This window comes from Pectobacterium carotovorum, assembly GCF_900129615.1.
Taxonomy (GTDB): Bacteria; Pseudomonadota; Gammaproteobacteria; order Enterobacterales; family Enterobacteriaceae; genus Pectobacterium; species Pectobacterium carotovorum.
In genome coordinates, this window is the sequence record NZ_FQWI01000011.1 from 108,891 (window position 1) to 126,001 (window position 17,111).

9 protein-coding genes are annotated in these 17,111 nt (G+C 54.3%); 3 read left to right on the forward strand and 6 right to left on the reverse strand.

All coding sequences use genetic code 11. From position 1 onward, the window contains the following. Window positions 1-478 precede the first annotated feature (478 nt). Window positions 479-4,366 carry a phosphoribosylformylglycinamidine synthase gene (gene purL / locus BUB06_RS19035; protein ID WP_039475143.1) on the reverse strand — a complete coding sequence of 1,296 codons (3,888 nt, stop codon included), beginning with the start codon at window positions 4,364-4,366 and terminating at the stop codon, window positions 479-481. A 216-nt stretch (window positions 4,367-4,582) separates the two neighbouring features. Between purL and mltF the strand changes: the two genes are divergently transcribed. Beyond that, complete coding sequence (mltF, locus tag BUB06_RS19040) at window positions 4,583-6,091, forward strand: membrane-bound lytic murein transglycosylase MltF (protein WP_039475145.1); 1,509 nt, start codon at window positions 4,583-4,585, stop codon at window positions 6,089-6,091. A gap of 146 nt (window positions 6,092-6,237) precedes the next feature. Here the strand turns inward: mltF and tadA are convergent, their stop codons facing one another. Genes tadA through murQ form a run of 3 tightly spaced genes read right to left on the reverse strand, consistent with a single transcriptional unit; the run spans window position 6,238 to window position 8,408 of the window. Further along, window positions 6,238-6,762, reverse strand: coding sequence for a tRNA adenosine(34) deaminase TadA (tadA, locus tag BUB06_RS19050; protein ID WP_039475148.1), 525 nt, complete (start codon window positions 6,760-6,762; stop codon window positions 6,238-6,240). Between the two features lie 49 nt (window positions 6,763-6,811). Further along, the gene (gene yfhb / locus BUB06_RS19055; RefSeq protein WP_010301173.1) at window positions 6,812-7,450 is read right to left on the reverse strand and encodes a phosphatidylglycerophosphatase C; all 639 of its coding nucleotides are present in this window, start codon (window positions 7,448-7,450) and stop codon (window positions 6,812-6,814) included. Window positions 7,451-7,481: 31 nt separating this feature from the next. Then, window positions 7,482-8,408: an N-acetylmuramic acid 6-phosphate etherase gene (gene murQ / locus BUB06_RS19060; protein WP_039475151.1), complete on the reverse strand. Its 927-nt coding sequence runs from the start codon at window positions 8,406-8,408 to the stop codon at window positions 7,482-7,484. A 152-nt stretch (window positions 8,409-8,560) separates the two neighbouring features. On the opposite strand from murQ, the gene lapG reads away from it, so the two are divergent. Together lapG and lapD are read left to right on the forward strand one after the other, a co-directional pair. Further along, on the forward strand, window positions 8,561-9,250 hold the full coding sequence (gene lapG, locus BUB06_RS19065) for a cysteine protease LapG (RefSeq protein ID WP_039475153.1): 690 nt from the start codon (window positions 8,561-8,563) through the stop codon (window positions 9,248-9,250). A gap of 9 nt (window positions 9,251-9,259) precedes the next feature. Continuing rightward, a complete protein-coding gene (gene lapD, locus BUB06_RS19070; RefSeq protein ID WP_039475156.1) occupies window positions 9,260-11,212 on the forward strand; it encodes a cyclic di-GMP receptor LapD in 1,953 nt (650 codons plus the stop codon). 143 nt (window positions 11,213-11,355) lie between these two features. Here the strand turns inward: lapD and BUB06_RS19075 are convergent, their stop codons facing one another. Together BUB06_RS19075 and BUB06_RS19080 are read right to left on the reverse strand one after the other, a co-directional pair. After that, window positions 11,356-11,700, reverse strand: coding sequence for a hypothetical protein (locus BUB06_RS19075; RefSeq protein ID WP_039475158.1), 345 nt, complete (start codon window positions 11,698-11,700; stop codon window positions 11,356-11,358). Window positions 11,701-11,765: 65 nt separating this feature from the next. Next, the coding region (locus BUB06_RS19080) for an Ig-like domain-containing protein (protein WP_139294556.1) at window positions 11,766-17,111 on the reverse strand (5,346 nt) is incomplete at its 5' end.

Below are 17,111 nucleotides of genomic sequence, written 5' to 3' on the forward strand. Positions count from 1 at the left end.
GTGCCTCACTCAACGTGTCGCCCGATGCTTGATAACGTTCGTTTTCACGCCCGATTATCGGTCTGGTGGACGATAGGCACCCTTTCTTTTGGCATCATTCCAGATGTTATGAGCGAAAATGTTTGCCAGTTAGCAACGCAATCATAACCAGTTGAATGAGCAACTCTTATTAAAATGCACTTAGCATGCCAAGTTTGAAATAATTAAATCAACACACTGATTATTAATGATTTTTAATTTAAATTTCGCTAAAAAACACATAATCCAGAGTTCGAATAACGAAAACACACGCCAAAGAGACGATTTATGTCGCTAAAAACAGACAGCTTTATGATGCCATCATACCATTCATATAAATCAAACAGTTAAATGTCACCAATTAGAGACACCAAAAAACCGGTCCGTCGCAAAAAAACGACAAACTGAGAAAACAGACGTAAAAAAGGGGCCGAAGCCCCTTTCTCTCACTGACCTTAACTTAGCCCAGCTGTCTACGCGCATTGCGGAACATACGCATCCACGGACCATCCTCGCCCCATTCTTCTGGGTGCCAGGAGTTACTGACGGTACGGAACACACGCTCAGGGTGCGGCATCATGACGGTTGCCCGGCCGCTGGTGCTGGTTACTGCCGTAATACCGTTTGGCGAGCCATTCGGGTTAGCCGGATAGTTCTCGGTTACCTGACCGTAGTGGTTGATATAACGTAGCGCCACCAGACCGTGCTCTTCAATCGCTGCCAGATGCGCACCATCGCGGACTTCAACTTGACCTTCACCGTGTGAAACCGCAATCGGCATGCGCGATCCTGCCATGTCATTCATGAACAGCGACGGGCTTTTCTCCACCTCGACCAGGCTGAAGCGCGCTTCAAAGCGATCGGATTTATTGCGGACAAAACGCGGCCAGAGATCGGCACCCGGAATCAGTTCACGCAGGTTAGACATCATCTGGCAGCCGTTACACACGCCCAGCGCCAGCGTCTGTGGACGCAGGAAGAATTCAGCAAATTCATCACGTACGCGAGAGTTGAACAGAATGGATTTAGCCCAGCCCTCACCCGCGCCCAGCACGTCACCATAAGAGAAGCCGCCACACGCCACCAGCGCCTGGAAATCCTTCAAATTACGGCGATTCGCCAGCAGGTCACTCATATGGATGTCGATGGCATCAAAGCCTGCACGGTGGAACGCCGCCGCCATTTCGACGTGAGAGTTCACACCCTGCTCACGCAGGACTGCCACTTTAGGGCAGACATTCTTAGCGATATAAGGTGCGGCGATATCTTCCTGCGGATCGAAGGTCAGCGACACGTTCAGGCCAGGATCGTTATCATCCTGTCTGGCGATGTGTTCCTGATCGGCACACTGCGGGTTATCACGCAGGCGCTGCATTTGCCAGCTGGTTTCAGCCCACCAGCGACGCAGCGTTGAACGGCTTTCCTGATAGACGGCTTCTGCACCCTGATTGATGGTGAAACGCGTGCCTTCTTCAGCATGACCGAGGTAATGCACGCAGTCCACCAAACCGTGCAGCGCCAGAACGGCTTCCACTTCCGCACGACGGGCAGCAGGAATCTGAATGACCGCGCCAAGCTCTTCGTTAAACAGCGTCGCCAGCGTATCCTCGCCCTGAGACGCGATATCAACAGTCACGCCGCAATGGCCAGCAAACGCCATCTCTGCCAGCGTAACCAGTAGGCCACCGTCAGAACGGTCGTGGTAGGCCAGAAGCGCTTTGTCCGCGACCAGTTGCTGTATGGCGTTAAAGAAGCCTGCCAGCTGTTCTGGGCTATGAACATCTGCCGTCTTACGACCCAACTGACGATAAACCTGCGCCAGCGCTGTCGCGCCCAGTGCTTTATTGCCTGCACCCAGATCGATGAGCAGCAACGCATTATCCTGTCCGGTACGCAGCTGTGGCGTTACCGTGTTACGCACGTCTTCCACGCGGGCAAACGCAGAGATCACCAGCGACATCGGCGAGGTTACCGCGCGATCTTCGCCCTCTTCCTGCCAGCGGGTTTTCATCGACATGGAATCTTTACCCACCGGAATCGTCAGACCCAGCGCCGGGCACAGTTCTTCACCCACGGCTTTCACCGCATCGTACAGTCCGGCATCTTCGCCCGGGTGGCCTGCTGCTGCCATCCAGTTAGCAGACAGCTTCACGCGAGTCAGCGGACCGATATGCGTAGCCGCAATGTTCGTCAGCGCCTCACCCACGGCCAAACGTGCGGAGGCCGCGAAGTTACGCAGCGCGACTGGCGCACGTTCACCGATAGACATCGCCTCGCCGTAATAGCTATCAAGGCTGGCGGTAGTCACCGCACAGTCAGCCACCGGCACCTGCCACGGACCGACCATCTGATCGCGTGCCACCATACCGGTAACAGAGCGGTCACCAATGGTGATCAGGAAGGTTTTTTCGGCGACAACAGGCAAATGCAGCACGCGCTCGACCGCTTCAGCCAGATAGATTTCATCACGCTGTAGCGGCGTGCCTTCAACCTGTTTGCGCTCAACGTCACGCAGCATCTTCGGCGTTTTACCCAGCAGCACATCCAGCGGTAAGTCGATAGGTTGGTTGTTGAAGTGACGATCGTTCATCGTCAGATGCAGTTCTTCCGTCGCCTCACCAATCACCGCATAAGGCGCACGTTCACGGCGGCAAATTTCATCAAACTGTGCCAACTGCTCTGGCGCAACGGCCAGAACGTAACGTTCCTGCGACTCATTACACCAGACTTCCAGCGGGCTCATGCCAGGTTCGTCGTTCAGAATATCACGCAGTTCAAAGCGACCACCGCGACCACCGTCGCTCACCAGTTCCGGCATGGCGTTGGACAAACCGCCAGCGCCAACATCGTGGATAAACAGAATCGGGTTGGCTTCACCCAATTGCCAGCAGCGGTCGATCACTTCCTGACAGCGACGTTCCATTTCCGGGTTATCGCGTTGTACAGAAGCAAAATCCAGATCCGCATCGGACTGACCCGATGCCATAGAAGAGGCTGCACCGCCGCCCAGACCGATATTCATGGACGGTCCGCCCAGTACAATCAGTTTGGCCCCGACGCTAATTTCGCCTTTTTTGACGTGATCGGCGCGGATGTTACCAATGCCGCCCGCCAGCATGATCGGTTTATGGTAGCCGCGCAGCTCTGTGCCATTGTGGCTATCGACACGCTCTTCATAAGTACGGAAATAGCCCGTCAGTGCAGGACGACCGAATTCGTTGTTGAATGCCGCGCCGCCCAATGGGCCTTCGGTCATGATATCCAGCGCACTGACAATACGCTCTGGCTTGCCGAACTCTTCTTCTTCCCACGGCTGAACAAAGCCAGGAATGCGCAGGTTCGATACAGAGAAGCCCACCAGACCCGCTTTCGGTTTGGAACCACGGCCTGTCGCGCCTTCGTCACGGATTTCACCGCCGGATCCTGTTGCTGCGCCCGGCCACGGTGAAATGGCGGTTGGGTGGTTATGCGTTTCAACCTTCATCAGGATATGGGCGTCTTCCTGATGGTAAGTATATTGTCCGTTGGGATCGGTGTAGAAACGGCCGACGGCGGAGCCTTCCATGACGGCGGCGTTATCTTTATAGGCGGAGAGAACGTGATCAGGGGTGTGTTCAAAGGTGTTTTTGATCATTTTGAACAGTGACTTAGGCTGAGTAACGCCGTCAATCACCCAATCAGCGTTGAAAATCTTGTGCCGGCAGTGCTCAGAGTTCGCCTGGGCGAACATATACAGTTCGATATCGTTAGGATTGCGGCCCAGTTTGGTGAAGGCTTCCAGCAGATAATCAATTTCATCTTCTGCCAATGCCAGCCCCAGACGGACGTTCGCCTCTTCCAGAGCCTGGCGCCCTTGCAGCAGAATTTCGATGCGCTTGAAAGGTGCAGGTTGATGATGAGAGAACAGCGCTTCGGCCTGTTTCAGGTCGCTAAATACGCTTTCCATCATCCGGTCATGCAGCAGTGCCCCCAGTTGCTGCCACTGTTCATCGCTCAGCGTCGGCGCATGAATATAGAAAGCCAGACCGCGTTCCAGACGCAGTACTTTGCTTAACCCACAGTTATGGGCGATATCCGTTGCTTTGGAAGACCACGGTGAAATCGTGCCGGGACGCGGCGTGACCAGTAACAGATGGCCTTGCGGCTCGTGCTCCGCGAGAGAAGGACCATACTTCAGCAAACGTGTCAGTTTGGCCTGTTCATCGTTGTTCAGCGGGGCGCTGACATCGGCGAAATGTACGTATTCAGCATAGATATCACTGACCGGCAAAACGTGCTCTTTGCAGCGGACCAGCAATTTATTAATACGAAAAGCCGATAAAGCAGGTGAACCACGCAGTATTTCCATAATCTAAAGTTCTCTCGTCTTCGATGCACTGGCTGCGATACAGCCATGGGGCACAACAGGGGGGAAACGCGCATATTATAGAGAATCCTTCCCTCGGACGAAACCGTTTGCGTGGCGATAATTTCACTTCGCGTCCGACGAATGATTAATCGGTGACCAAATCAATAAAAGTTGCACACTGGCGCTTTGTTAAGCAAAATGCCCCCACTCTGGGAAATGACGTATAAAAAAACTGCCGTTACAGACAGCCTGGCCACACGGCCGCCGAGAGATAACTATTTGAAGCCGTTAAAATTAAATTATTTTTTCATCGGGATTATCACGTTACTGCTGGCGTTAGCGCTATGGCCTAGTATTCCCTGGCGCAGTAGTCAGGATGTACAGCTCAGGCAAATCCTCTCACGCGGTGAGTTGCGTATCAGCACGGTCAACTCACCGCTGACCTATGCAATGAGCAACGGATCCCCGACAGGTCTGGACTATGAACTGGCAAAACGGTTCGCCGATTACCTCGGCGTCAAGCTGGTGGTCTCGTCACGCAAGAATCTTGACGAACTGTTCGACGATCTGGACGGTGACGATGCAGACCTGCTGGCAGCCGGGCTGATCTATAACCACGAGCGTCTGGAACGCTTCCGTGCCGGCCCAACCTACTATTCCATTTCACAACAGATGGTGTACCGCCTCGGTTCACCTCGCCCAAAAACGCTGGATAAACTGCAAGGCCGCCTCGTTGTGACGTCAGGTTCGGCTCATGCCGCTACCCTGCGCGATCTAAAAGCAGAAAAATACCCGCAGCTAAGCTGGGAATCGGCTTCCGATCAGAGCACACAGGACTTACTGAAGCAGGTTGCCGACGGCAAACTGGACTATACGCTGGGTGATTCGGTCACCATCGGCTTAATGCAGCGAATTCATCCGCAGCTCGCCGTCGCCTTCGATCTCAGCGACGAAGAGCCGGTTACCTGGTATATGCGCCGTTCACACGATGACAGCCTGTCCGCCGCGCTGCTGGATTTCTTCAGCCAGATTGTCGAAGACGGGACGCTCGCCCGTCTGGAGGAGAAATACCTCGGTCATGTTGGCGAATTTGACTATGTCGATACCACCACGTTCCTGAGCGCGATCGATGAAACGCTGCCAGATCTGCGACCGCTGTTTGAAAAATACGCCACCGATATCGACTGGAAGCTGCTGGCCGCCATCTCCTATCAGGAATCACACTGGAACCCGCTGGCGACTTCCCCTACCGGCGTGCGCGGGCTGATGATGCTCACGCGTAACACGGCAGAAAGCCTGAACGTCACCGATCGAGTCGACCCTGAGCAAAGTATCCGCGGCGGTGCGCAATATATGTCGCACATGATGCAGAAAATGCCGGACACCATACCGGAAGATGAAAAAATCTGGTTTGCGCTGGCGTCCTACAACATGGGATACGCCCATCTGCTTGATGCACGTAAATTGACCGAAAAACAGAAGGGTAACCCCGACAGCTGGGTCGATGTGAAAATGCGCCTGCCGATGCTGAGCCAGAAGCGCTATTACACTCAAACCACCTACGGCTACGCGCGCGGACATGAAGCCTATAACTACGTGGAAAACATTCGGCGTTATATGGTGAGTCTGGAAGGCTATCTGATAGAAAAAGAGGCCAAAGTGCAGCAGCAAACCCAGATCGCACAAGGCTATCCGGCCGTGCCTCTCAGCAAGGTACCGGAATAATCGTACCTTAATAGGACTATCCCCTAAATAATTCGAGTTGCGTGAAGGCGGCAACTGAGTGAATCCCCAGGAGCTTACACAAGTAAGTGACTGGGGTGAGCAAGGGCAGCCAACGCACAAGCAGCTTGAAGTATGACGGGGATACGCTACTCCTGCGCGGCGTTTTTCTCGGCTGCCCGACGGGCTTTATGCTGTTCACGACGCAGGCGAAAGAACGCGCTGAGCGTGGCAGAACATTCATCAGCCAGAATGCCGGATTCAATCACGATCTGATGATTCATGCCGGGATGGCGCAGAATATCCACCAGCGATCCCGCCGCCCCTGTTTTCTCATCTGACGCGCCGTAAACCAGACGGCCAATACGGCTATGTATCATCGCGCCTGCACACATGATGCACGGCTCCAGCGTGACATACAGCGTCGTCTCCAGCAGGCGGTAGTTCTGCAACACCTGACCTCCCTGCCGCAGTGCCATAATCTCAGCATGCGCGGTAGGATCGTGATGCCCAATCGGCCGGTTCCACCCCTCGCCGATCGCTTCATTATCCAGCACCAGCACCGCTCCAACCGGTACTTCACCTTCATCCTGAGCACGCTGAGCCAGCGTTAATGCATAGCGCATCCAGTATTCATCGTTAGGCAGGCTAACCACGTTTCCTCTCTCGAACATTCATATTTTGGCGGCGCATTATACCTATCTGGATGGCGTATTGAAGGCGTTACTCCAGCTGTTGCAGGCTACCTTCGGGGGTGACTCGCCAGCGGTGTTCGCAGAAATAGAGCAGCGGATTGTCCTGTTTGCTGTCGCTGTAACCGCTGTAGAGCTTGAGCGGCGCGCCCAGACGCTGTTCCATCTGCGTCACTTTTTCATGTCCCAGACAGCGCAACGTTAATACCCAGCCGCCATAGCGGCGTGTAATCTGGCTTCCCATCAGGCGCACGCCGGGCAGAAAAGGCGAATCATGATAGACCTGTTCCACCAGCCGCTGCGGCGATCCCGTCACCAGCCAGACCTGCGCCTCGCTGTCTTCAAGATAGGTTTTCAGCCGCTGCTGAACCTGCGGAAACGGAATGACATCATGACGAAACGCGCCGACAAACTGCTTTTCCAGTTGCACCAGCTCGTCTTCATCACGCCCAAACGTAATCGCCCACAGCAGCCAGCTCATCGGCCACCGGGCCGCGCGACCGCGAATCAATAACCCCAGCCCGATAATCGGTAATAGCGGGATAACCAGAACGAGATTTAACGGCAACCGACGAAGTAAAAAACGCAAAAAGCTGCCAAACATGTCCTGCTGATGCAACGTGCCATCCAGATCAAAAAAAACAATGCGTTGCTCTCGCTTATCACTCAAAACGTTTCTCCCGACTTACACCAAGATAATCTTATCCGCCAATTAGCGCCTCACGCAGATAACCATTGTGCTGCTTCAGACGCTCACGCGCCGCTGCCACGTCAATATTAGCCAGAAGCATCAGAATTGCAGGCTTAACCTCATTATCCGCCTGCACCAGCGCCTGCTGCGCTTGCTCCCGATCGGCGCCCGTTGCTTCAACGACGATGCGGCAAGCCCGGTCTAACAGCTTCACGTTGGTTGCCTTCACATCCACCATCAAATTCTGGTACACCTTCCCCAGCTTAACCATTGCGCCGGTAGAAATCATATTTAGGACCAATTTTTGCGCCGTTCCTGACTTCAACCGCGTCGATCCCGTTAACGCTTCCGGGCCAACCACCGGAGAAATCGCCACCTGTGCTTCTTGTGCGATGGGAGAATGGGGATTGCAGGAGATCGCCGCCGTCCGGCAGCCAACGTCATGCGCATAGCGCAACGCGCCAATCACATACGGCGTCCGGCCTGATGCCGCAAGGCCGACAACCATATCCGCAGCGGTTAAATTCAGCGCTTTTAAGTCCGCCTCACCGAGTGCAGGATCGTCCTCCGCACCTTCAACCGCCTTCAGCAGTGCGCCCGGCCCGCCAGCAATCAGGCCGATAACCAGCCCGTGCGGTACACCAAATGTCGGCGGGCACTCTGAGGCATCCAGCACGCCCAAACGGCCGCTGGTTCCCGCACCCAGATAGATTAGCCGCCCGCCTTCCTGCAACGACGCCGCAGCCAGATCGACAGCCTCGGCAATCGCAGGTAAAACCAGCGCAATGGCTTCAGGCACTTTCCGATCTTCCTGATTAAACGCGTGCATCATCTCCAGCGTAGAGAGCTGATCCAGCGCCATCGTTGCCGGATTGCGCGTTTCGGAAACCAGTTTCCCTAAATTAAGATTCTCTCCATCCATCACATCTGAACGCATTCAGCTACCTCATGCTTTATATCAGCGCGCTACACGCCTATGACAAACAACCCTTTTCACCACTATACTGCTTTTGAGACCTATGAAAGTACGCTATTCTGCATCGAATTCACTCTCCACATGCATCTCGCAAGGTAAACAGAGAAACCTCAGTGCGGCTCCCCGGGTTCAGAATTTCCAGTTACACGCTTTTCTTTATTAGCTGTCTGCTGTTTCTGCTGGCGGGTTCCCTACGTGCGGACTGGGATTTTATTACCATTAATCAGCGAACCGAGCAGCTTTATGGCCCGGCTACGCCTGATGCTCGCCGCCGAATAGATGAATGGCAGACGCTGTTGGTCAATTCCCGCAATAAAGAGGAAAAGGCGCTGCTGAGCAGCGTGAACCAATTTTTCAATGACCGTATGCTGTTTCGCGATGATATTGTCGTCTGGAATCAGGAAGATTACTGGGCTACGCCGATTGAAGCGCTACGTAAAGGTGCCGGGGACTGCGAAGATTATGCGCTTGCCAAGTATTTTACTCTGCGCCATTTAGGCGTGTCAGCGGACAAATTACGCATTACCTATGTTAAAGCCCTGCGTCTGAATAAAGCGCACATGGTAGTGACCTATTATCCCACGCCAACCTCGATTCCACTGGTGTTGGACAATCTGACCGACAAGATCCAACCTGCGACAGAGCGCAACGATTTAGTTCCGGTGTACGCCTTTAACGGCGGCGGTCTCTGGCTGCCGGGCGCGAGCGGCAGCAATAAACGCGTCGGTGACAGTAAACGACTTTCACGCTGGCAGGATGTATTAACCAAAATGCGTGCCGAAGGGTTTTCAATTGAGGAGTAAGGGTAGGCTATGTCTCTATACAAACAATTACTGATAGCCATCTGCCTGTTTGTGCTAATTATTTTCAGCGGGAGTTTTTTCGTCAGCCTGGAAAATTCGCGTGAACAGTACAATAACCAGCTTCACTCTCACGCGCAGGATGCCGCTACCGCATTGGGGCTTTCCCTGACGCCAAATATTGATGACCCGGCGATGGTAGAGCTGATGGTCAGCTCGATTTTCGACAGCGGCTATTTTTCCAGTATTCGCGTGCGGGATTTAAAAACCGGCAACGTCACGCTGGAACGTACCGCATCGCCGGATATCCCTGACGTCCCGCTCTGGTTTGTCCGGTTGGTGAACCTGCAACCCGGCGCGGGCGAAGCTATCGTGATGCGCGGCTGGGAGCAGGCGGCAAAAGTCGAAGTCGTCAGCCACCCGATGTTCGCAGTCACCCGTTTGTGGCGCAGCAGCACGGCCACCTTCCTGTGGCTGCTCGGCTGTGGCACGCTAGGCGTGTTACTCGGCGCGCTGTTCCTGCGCCGCCAGCTACGCCCGCTCGATTATATCGTCGATCAATCTCTGGCGATTACCCGTCGTGAATTCCTTAGCCAGCCAGATTTACCCAATACGCCCGAATTTCGCCGCGTCGCGCAGGCGATGAATCTGATGGTCAGCAAGCTCAAAACGCTGTTTGAAGAGGAAGCAGAGCGGAGCGAGCGCTTACGTCAGGAAGCCTATCAGGATCCTCAAACCGGATTGAATAACCGCCGCGCGTTTGACATGCAGTTCAACGACAAACTGGCCGATGAAGAAACCGCCCCCGGTTTTCTTATTATGATTCGCGTGCAGGATCTGGCAGGGATGAACCAGCGGTTGGGCGGTCAGCGTACCGATGCGCTATTAGCCTCCGTCGGGCATATTCTGCGTAAAACGCAAAAGCAGCATACGAATGCTGAGAGCCTTCTGGCACGTATCCGCGGTGGGGAATTTGCGCTGTTCTGTCCGGGCCTGGTCGATAAAGAAGCCTATGCGTTGATTGGCGAACTGACGCGCAACATTGAAACCTTGCACCTGACAGGCGAAACCGATGTCTCCCCTGTTGCCCAATTCGGCATGGTGCCTTTCCGCCCCGGCGACACCGCGCAATCCCTGTTTATTCAGGGCGATCAGGCGCTCACGCGGGCCGAAAGCGATACCGATACTACTGCGCCTCACGAGATGCCGTCCGTCAGTGCCGAACAGGTCGAAACCGATCGCCATATGTGGTTTAACCTGCTCGATCCCATTTTGGAACAGGAACGCTTGCAGCTTTTCCTGCAACCGGTCGTAGCGTGTGACGATCCCAGCCAGGTGCTGCATCACAAAGTACTGGCTCGTATTCAGGATGCGCAAGGGAACAGCATCGCCGCAGGCCGCTTCCTGCCGTGGATTCAACGTTTTGGCTGGGATACCCGTCTGGATCAGACTATGCTGCGCGAAGTGCTGGACTATCTCCGTCAGCACGACGGCAATCTGGCGCTGAGCCTGTCCGGCACTACGGTTCTCAATCTTCATCTGCTCGCCGATCTGCTTGCCCCATTGAAGCATCAGCCTGACGTCGCCAGACGACTGATTCTGGAGCTGGATGAGAACCAATTGCCAGACAGTGCCCAACTGGAAGCCTTAATCAAGCTGCTGAATGAGCATGGCTGTGCGCTGGGGCTACAGCATTTTGGCGGGCGCTTTAATATGATCGGCAACCTGTCCCAATGGGGGCTGGCTTATCTGAAAGTCGATGGTAGCTACATCCGCAACATCGATCAGGAAGACGATAAGCAAATGTTTATCGAAGCGCTGTATCGCGCCACCAACAGTATTGCCCTGCCGCTTATCGCCGAACGTGTTGAAACCGCAGGTGAGCTGAAAGTGCTTCAGGAGATGGGATTACAGGGCGCGATGGGACGGCTGTTGGGTGAACCGGTGCCAGCGGTCAGAATCTGATACCACATTATTTTGGCTAACGGCGTTATTTTGGCTAACGGCGTTTAACGGCCTCGGCTTCTTACTACGATATTGAGAAGCCGAGGCCATATTGAAAAGCGGGGATCGACGTTAAGATATTATCTCTCTACAACATCATTTCTTCAAAACATCGTCTCTTCATCGTCGCCAATCAGCTTGTTTAATCCGCCATTTAGCGCTTCACGCGCCTGCGCTCGGTTGATCAACTTCAGCTGTGCCGCCTGAGGGAAGTCAGTAATGCTGACCACACCTTTCTGAATCAAAACCTGAATTAAATCCTCCAGCACGCGCACCATTTCCAGATCGCTTTGCCGCAGTTGCTGGAGGCTGGACATCGCTGCCTGATGGCTGCGGAACCAGGCCTGCGCCTCGCGCGAATCATCATGCAGTTCGCCATTCATTTCAGGAAAAGGACTCTTTTCTACCTTCATCAGGTGACCATCACTGTCGCGCTGGATATAAAACATGTTCGGAGACCTTTTAAGTTTTTGATAAAGAAAGGAGCCAGATCGGCTCCTTTTCCCCTTTCCTGTCAGCTAGACGATTCAGGCTTGCTGACCAGACTCTCCAGCGACGGTAATGCACCGTTATAGTGTTCCAACGTAATCGACACTGCAACCGTTCCGCCTTTATCCGCCGTAAAGTTCCCCGCCGTGCTCACTTCAATCGTCGGTGAACCATGATTATCGGTGATGCGAATATAGCGGCTGATATCGGTGCCTTCCTCCAATTCGCCCACCAGATCGCTTAAATCAATCCGGTCACCCTCTTTGGCGTTAAAGTCTTTGATCACATCGTTGCCGATATCTCCAGCCTGCCACTTGAAGGTATCCGCGCCAGCTCCGCCGATGAGCGTATCGCCCCCCGCGCCGCCAATAAGGATGTCGTCTCCGCTACCGCCGTAGAGCAGGTCATTCCCCGCTCCACCATAGAGGGTGTCATTTCCTCCCTGGCCGAAGAGAATATCATCCCCGTCGCCGCCATTGAGTATGTCATTCCCTCCCTTCGACGACGACAGATCAAACTCTGAACTGTGCGCGGCAATATAGTTATGCATGTCCTTCGTGGTAGGGACGCCCGTTTGCATGCCTAACTGCTTGCCGATGTAGTTCTGCAAGGCCGCGATGCCAGTACCGTCGGTATTAGGGAACGAGACAACATCGCCGAACAGCACATCATCATTATACGTGCCGGACATCGTGTCATTGCCCGCCGCACCGACACTCAGTCCATACTGTTCAGCGCCTTCCGCCGAATAGCCAGTTGCCGTATCGTGGTTGCCCATTTCTGTCGAGGTCGCCTGCGCCACAACATTCAATTTACCCGCATCGGCTGGCACCTCAAGCCTAATCTTCCCGGCCAGCGTCTGGGCATTGTGAGCATTTTGAATCAGGTATGAACCATCAGCACCGACGGTATACTTCACGTTATTGATTTGATCGGTCAGCACCGTTCCCGTCGGGATCCCCGTCAACCGAATCCCAGACAGTGTTTCGCTACCGTCACGGTCGGTCAATGCCGCTGAAACATCGAGCGTATAGGTCTGTTTTCCCGCCTGACCGGGGACTTTATCCACCGTCGCGCTATTGGTTCCGGGGGTATACGTCGTGCCATCGCTGTAGATCACGCCTTCGATATTGTTGCTGACCTGCCGCGTAAACGAGCCCGACTTGCCGCTGCTATCGGTATAGTTGACCTTCAGCCCATCCAGCGTGTTGACCGACGTATTCGCGTTGTTGTTCGTGCTGTAGGTTGCGTTATAGGTATAGCCCGTTTCCTTAATGACGAAAACATAGTCAGAATGTGCGTTGCTGCCGTTATTAGTCCGGTTACCGTTGAATGAATCCAGATCGCGGTGATCTTTACGATCGGCCGCCCAGTCGCTCTGACGATAAAAATAGCCGCTGTTGGAATGCACAACGAAGATATCGCTGTAACTACCGTCCCCGCTGGTATTGCCCTGACTGTAGTACGCCACCTTCCCGGTGCCGACTACGGTAGGAACCGAATCCCCCTCGGTCAGCCAGACGCGGACGCCGTTGCCCACCGCAACGATTTTTCCGTTCTGCACGTCAAAACCACCGTTCGTGCTTCCGCCATTCACCTTAATGACTTCCGCAGAGGCTGGCGTCGTGGTAACGCTGGAGGTGCTCAAGCTTACGACTGGCGCATCGGCTACTGGCGTAATACCAATGTGCAGCGCAGCTTTATCGCCCGTGTTCCCTGCACTATCGACAGGTCGGTAAGCAATGTCCCCCAGCGATGAACCAGAGACATTACTCGCTGGCGTAAAGCGTAGATCGGTGTTGCCAGCGGTAAAGGTTTGGCCAGCGGTGACCGCTTTCCAACTCCCGTTATCATTAAAATAGAGCGTGCCAGCGGCAGCAGGCGGCAGAGACGAAATCACGATGCTTGTGGTATCGCTCGATACACCCAGATCGCTCCAGCCAATGTGCAGCGGTGTATCTTCTGTACCCGACACCGTGTTGTTGTGTGCGGCTGGCGGCGTAATATCCATGATGGCCTGGCTGTTATCATGCGCCTGATTGCCTGCCGCATCGGTCGCCGTCGCCCCAGCGGTAATCTTTCCTTCCGCTAACGTGCTCAGATCGACATTCGTCTGCCATTTTCCGTTCGTCACAGGCACATCATGCAGCGTAACCGACTTACCATTCACATCGGTAAAGACCAGATCGACCTTTTTCTCGTTGCTGGTACCGCTGACTACGGTATTTTTCGACTCACTCTGGCTGACATACCCATCGTTACCAGCAAAATTCGTAATATCAATTTCTGGTGCAGTCGTGTCCACACTGTAGGCATGATGAGTATTCGCCGTGGTGGCGTTCCCCGCGTTATCACGCGTGGTCACGCTGGCGCTAATGTCACTATTAGCCGCCAGAACGGATCCCGGAACGTTGACACTCCAGGTTTTGCCGTCAGTATTCACCGTTGTCTGGTAGGTTTCGGTGCCAATTTTTACCGTAACGCTATCGCCTGCCTTAACCTCATTACCGACCTTGCCGGTAACAGAGATCGTCTGTCTGGATTCATTAGCGTTAATCACGTTATCCGACGTGACATTATCGATAGAAATAGAAGCAATCGGTGCAACCGTATCCACGCCGTAAGCGTGGCTGGTGTTCGCGATAGTGACGTTGCCTGCCGTATCACGTGTCGTCACAGTGGCACTCACATCGCCATTCGCTGCAAGAACAGAACCGGGAACATTCACGCTCCAGGTCTTGCCGTCAGTATTCACCGTCGTTTGGTAGGTTTCGGTGCCGACTTTTACCGTAACCGCATCGCCGGCTTTGACTTCATTGCCGACTTTACCGGTCACGGCAATCGTCTGGCCGGACTCGGCCGCGTTAATCACGTTATCTGACGTGACATTATCGATAGAAATCGAAGCCACTGGCGCGACGGTATCGACGCCGTAAGCGTGGCTGGTGTTCGCCGTGGTGACATTACCAGCGGTGTCGCGCGTGGTGACCGTGGCACTCACATCGCCATTGGCGGCCAACACAGAACCGGGAACGTTGACGCTCCAGGTTTTGCCGTCGGTATTCACCGTGGTCTGATAGGTTTCGGTACCGACTTTAACCGTGACTGCGTCGCCTGCTTTGACTTCGTTGCCAGCTTTACCGGTCACGGCAATCGTCTGACCGGACTCGCTGGCATTGATTACGTTGTCGCTGGTGACATTGTCGATGCTGATAGATGCTGTCGGTGCAACGGTATCCACGCCGTAAGCGTGGCTGGTGTTCGCCGTCGTTACGTTGCCTGCGGTATCGCGTGTCGTCACCGTGGCACTCACATCGCTATTCGCGACCAACACAGAACCGGGAACGTTGACGCTCCAGGTTTTACCGTCAGTATTCACCGTGGTCTGGTACGTTTCCGTACCGACTTTCACCGTAACCGCATCGCCTGCTTTGACGTCATTATCGACCTTACCCGTCACGGCAATGGTCTGGCCCGATTCGCTGGCGTTAATCACGTTATCGCTGGTGACATTGTCGATGCTGATAGATGCTGTCGGTGCAACGGTATCCACGCCGTAAGTGTGATTCGTGTTCGCAGTCGTGATATTACCTGCGGTGTCACGCGTGGTAACCGAAGCAGAGACATCACCGTTAGCAGCCAGCACAGAACCGGGAACATTCACACTCCAGGTCTTGCCGTCGGTATTGACTGTCGTCTGGTACGTTTCGGTACCGACTTTCACCGTAACCGCATCGCCTGCTTTAACGTCGTTATCGACTTTACCGGTCACGGCAATCGTCTGGCCAGACTCGGCTGCGTTGATGACGTTATCGCTGGTGACATTATCGATACTGATAGACGCGGTTGGTGCAACGGTATCGACATCGTAAGTGTGCGAGGTATTGGCGGTGGTCACGTTGCCTGCGATATCGCGCGTGGTGACGGTGGCGCTCACATCACTATTGGCTGCCAGCACCGCTCCCGGAACGTTGACGCTCCAGGTTTTACCATCGGTATTCACCGTCGTCTGGTACGTTTCCGTACCGACTTTAACGGTAATCGCATCGCCTGCTTTCACGTCGTTATCGACTTTACCGGTGACAGCAATCGTCTGGTCGGACTCGGCTGCGTTGATTACGTTGTCGCTGGTGACATTGTCGATGCTGATAGATGCTGTCGGTGCAACGGTATCCACGCCGTAAGCGTGGCTGGTGTTCGCCGTCGTTACGTTGCCTGCGGTATCGCGTGTCGTCACCGTGGCACTCACATCGCTATTCGCGGCCAACACAGAACCGGGAACGTTGACGCTCCAGGTTTTACCGTCGGTATTCACCGTCGTCTGGTACGTTTCCGTACCGACTTTCACCGTAACCGCATCGCCTGCTTTGACGTCATTACCGACTTTACCCGTCACGGCAATGGTCTGGCCGGATTCACTGGCATTGATTACGTTGTCGCTGGTGACATTGTCGATGCTGATAGATGCTGTCGGTGCAACGGTATCCACGCCGTAAGCGTGGCTGGTGTTCGCGGTGGTGGCGTTACCTGCGGTATCACGCGTGGTAACCGTCGCGCTCACATCGCTGTTGGCCGCCAGCACCGATCCCGGAACGTTCACGCTCCAGGTTTTACCGTCGGTATTCACCGTCGTCTGGTAGGTTTCGGTACCGACTTTAACGGTGATCGCATCACCGGCTTTAACATCGTTATCGACTTTACCGGTGACCGTTATCGTCTGACCGGATTCAGCGGCATTGATCACGTTATCGCCGGTGACATTGTCGATAGAGATCGAAGCGACAGGCGCTACGGTATCCACGCCGTAAGCATGAGTAGTGTTTGCAGTGGTGACGTTGCCTGCGGTATCACGGGTCGTTACCGTGGCACTCACATCACTGTTCGCAACCAGCACCGATCCCGGTACATTCACGCTCCAGGTTTTACCGTCGGTATTCACCGTCGTCTGGTAGGTTTCGGTACCGACTTTAACGGTAACCGCATCGCCTGCTTTAACGTCGTTATCGACTTTACCGGTGACGGCAATGCTCTGGCCGGACTCGGCTGCGTTGATGACGTTATCGCTGGTGACATTATCAATAGAAATTGAGGCCACCGGCGCAACTGTATCCACACCGTAAGTGTGGCTGGTATTCGCCGCGGTAACGTTGCCTGCCGTATCACGCGTCGTAACGGTCGCAGAGATATCACCATTGGCTGCTAAAATTGCGCCCGGAACATTCACGCTCCAGGTTTTACCATCGGTATTGACTGTTGTCTGGTACGTCTCGGTACCGACTTTTACGGTAACCGCGTCGCCTGCCTTGACCTCATTGCCGACTTTACCAGTGACCGCGATGGTCTGACCCGATTCGCTGGCGTTAATCACGTT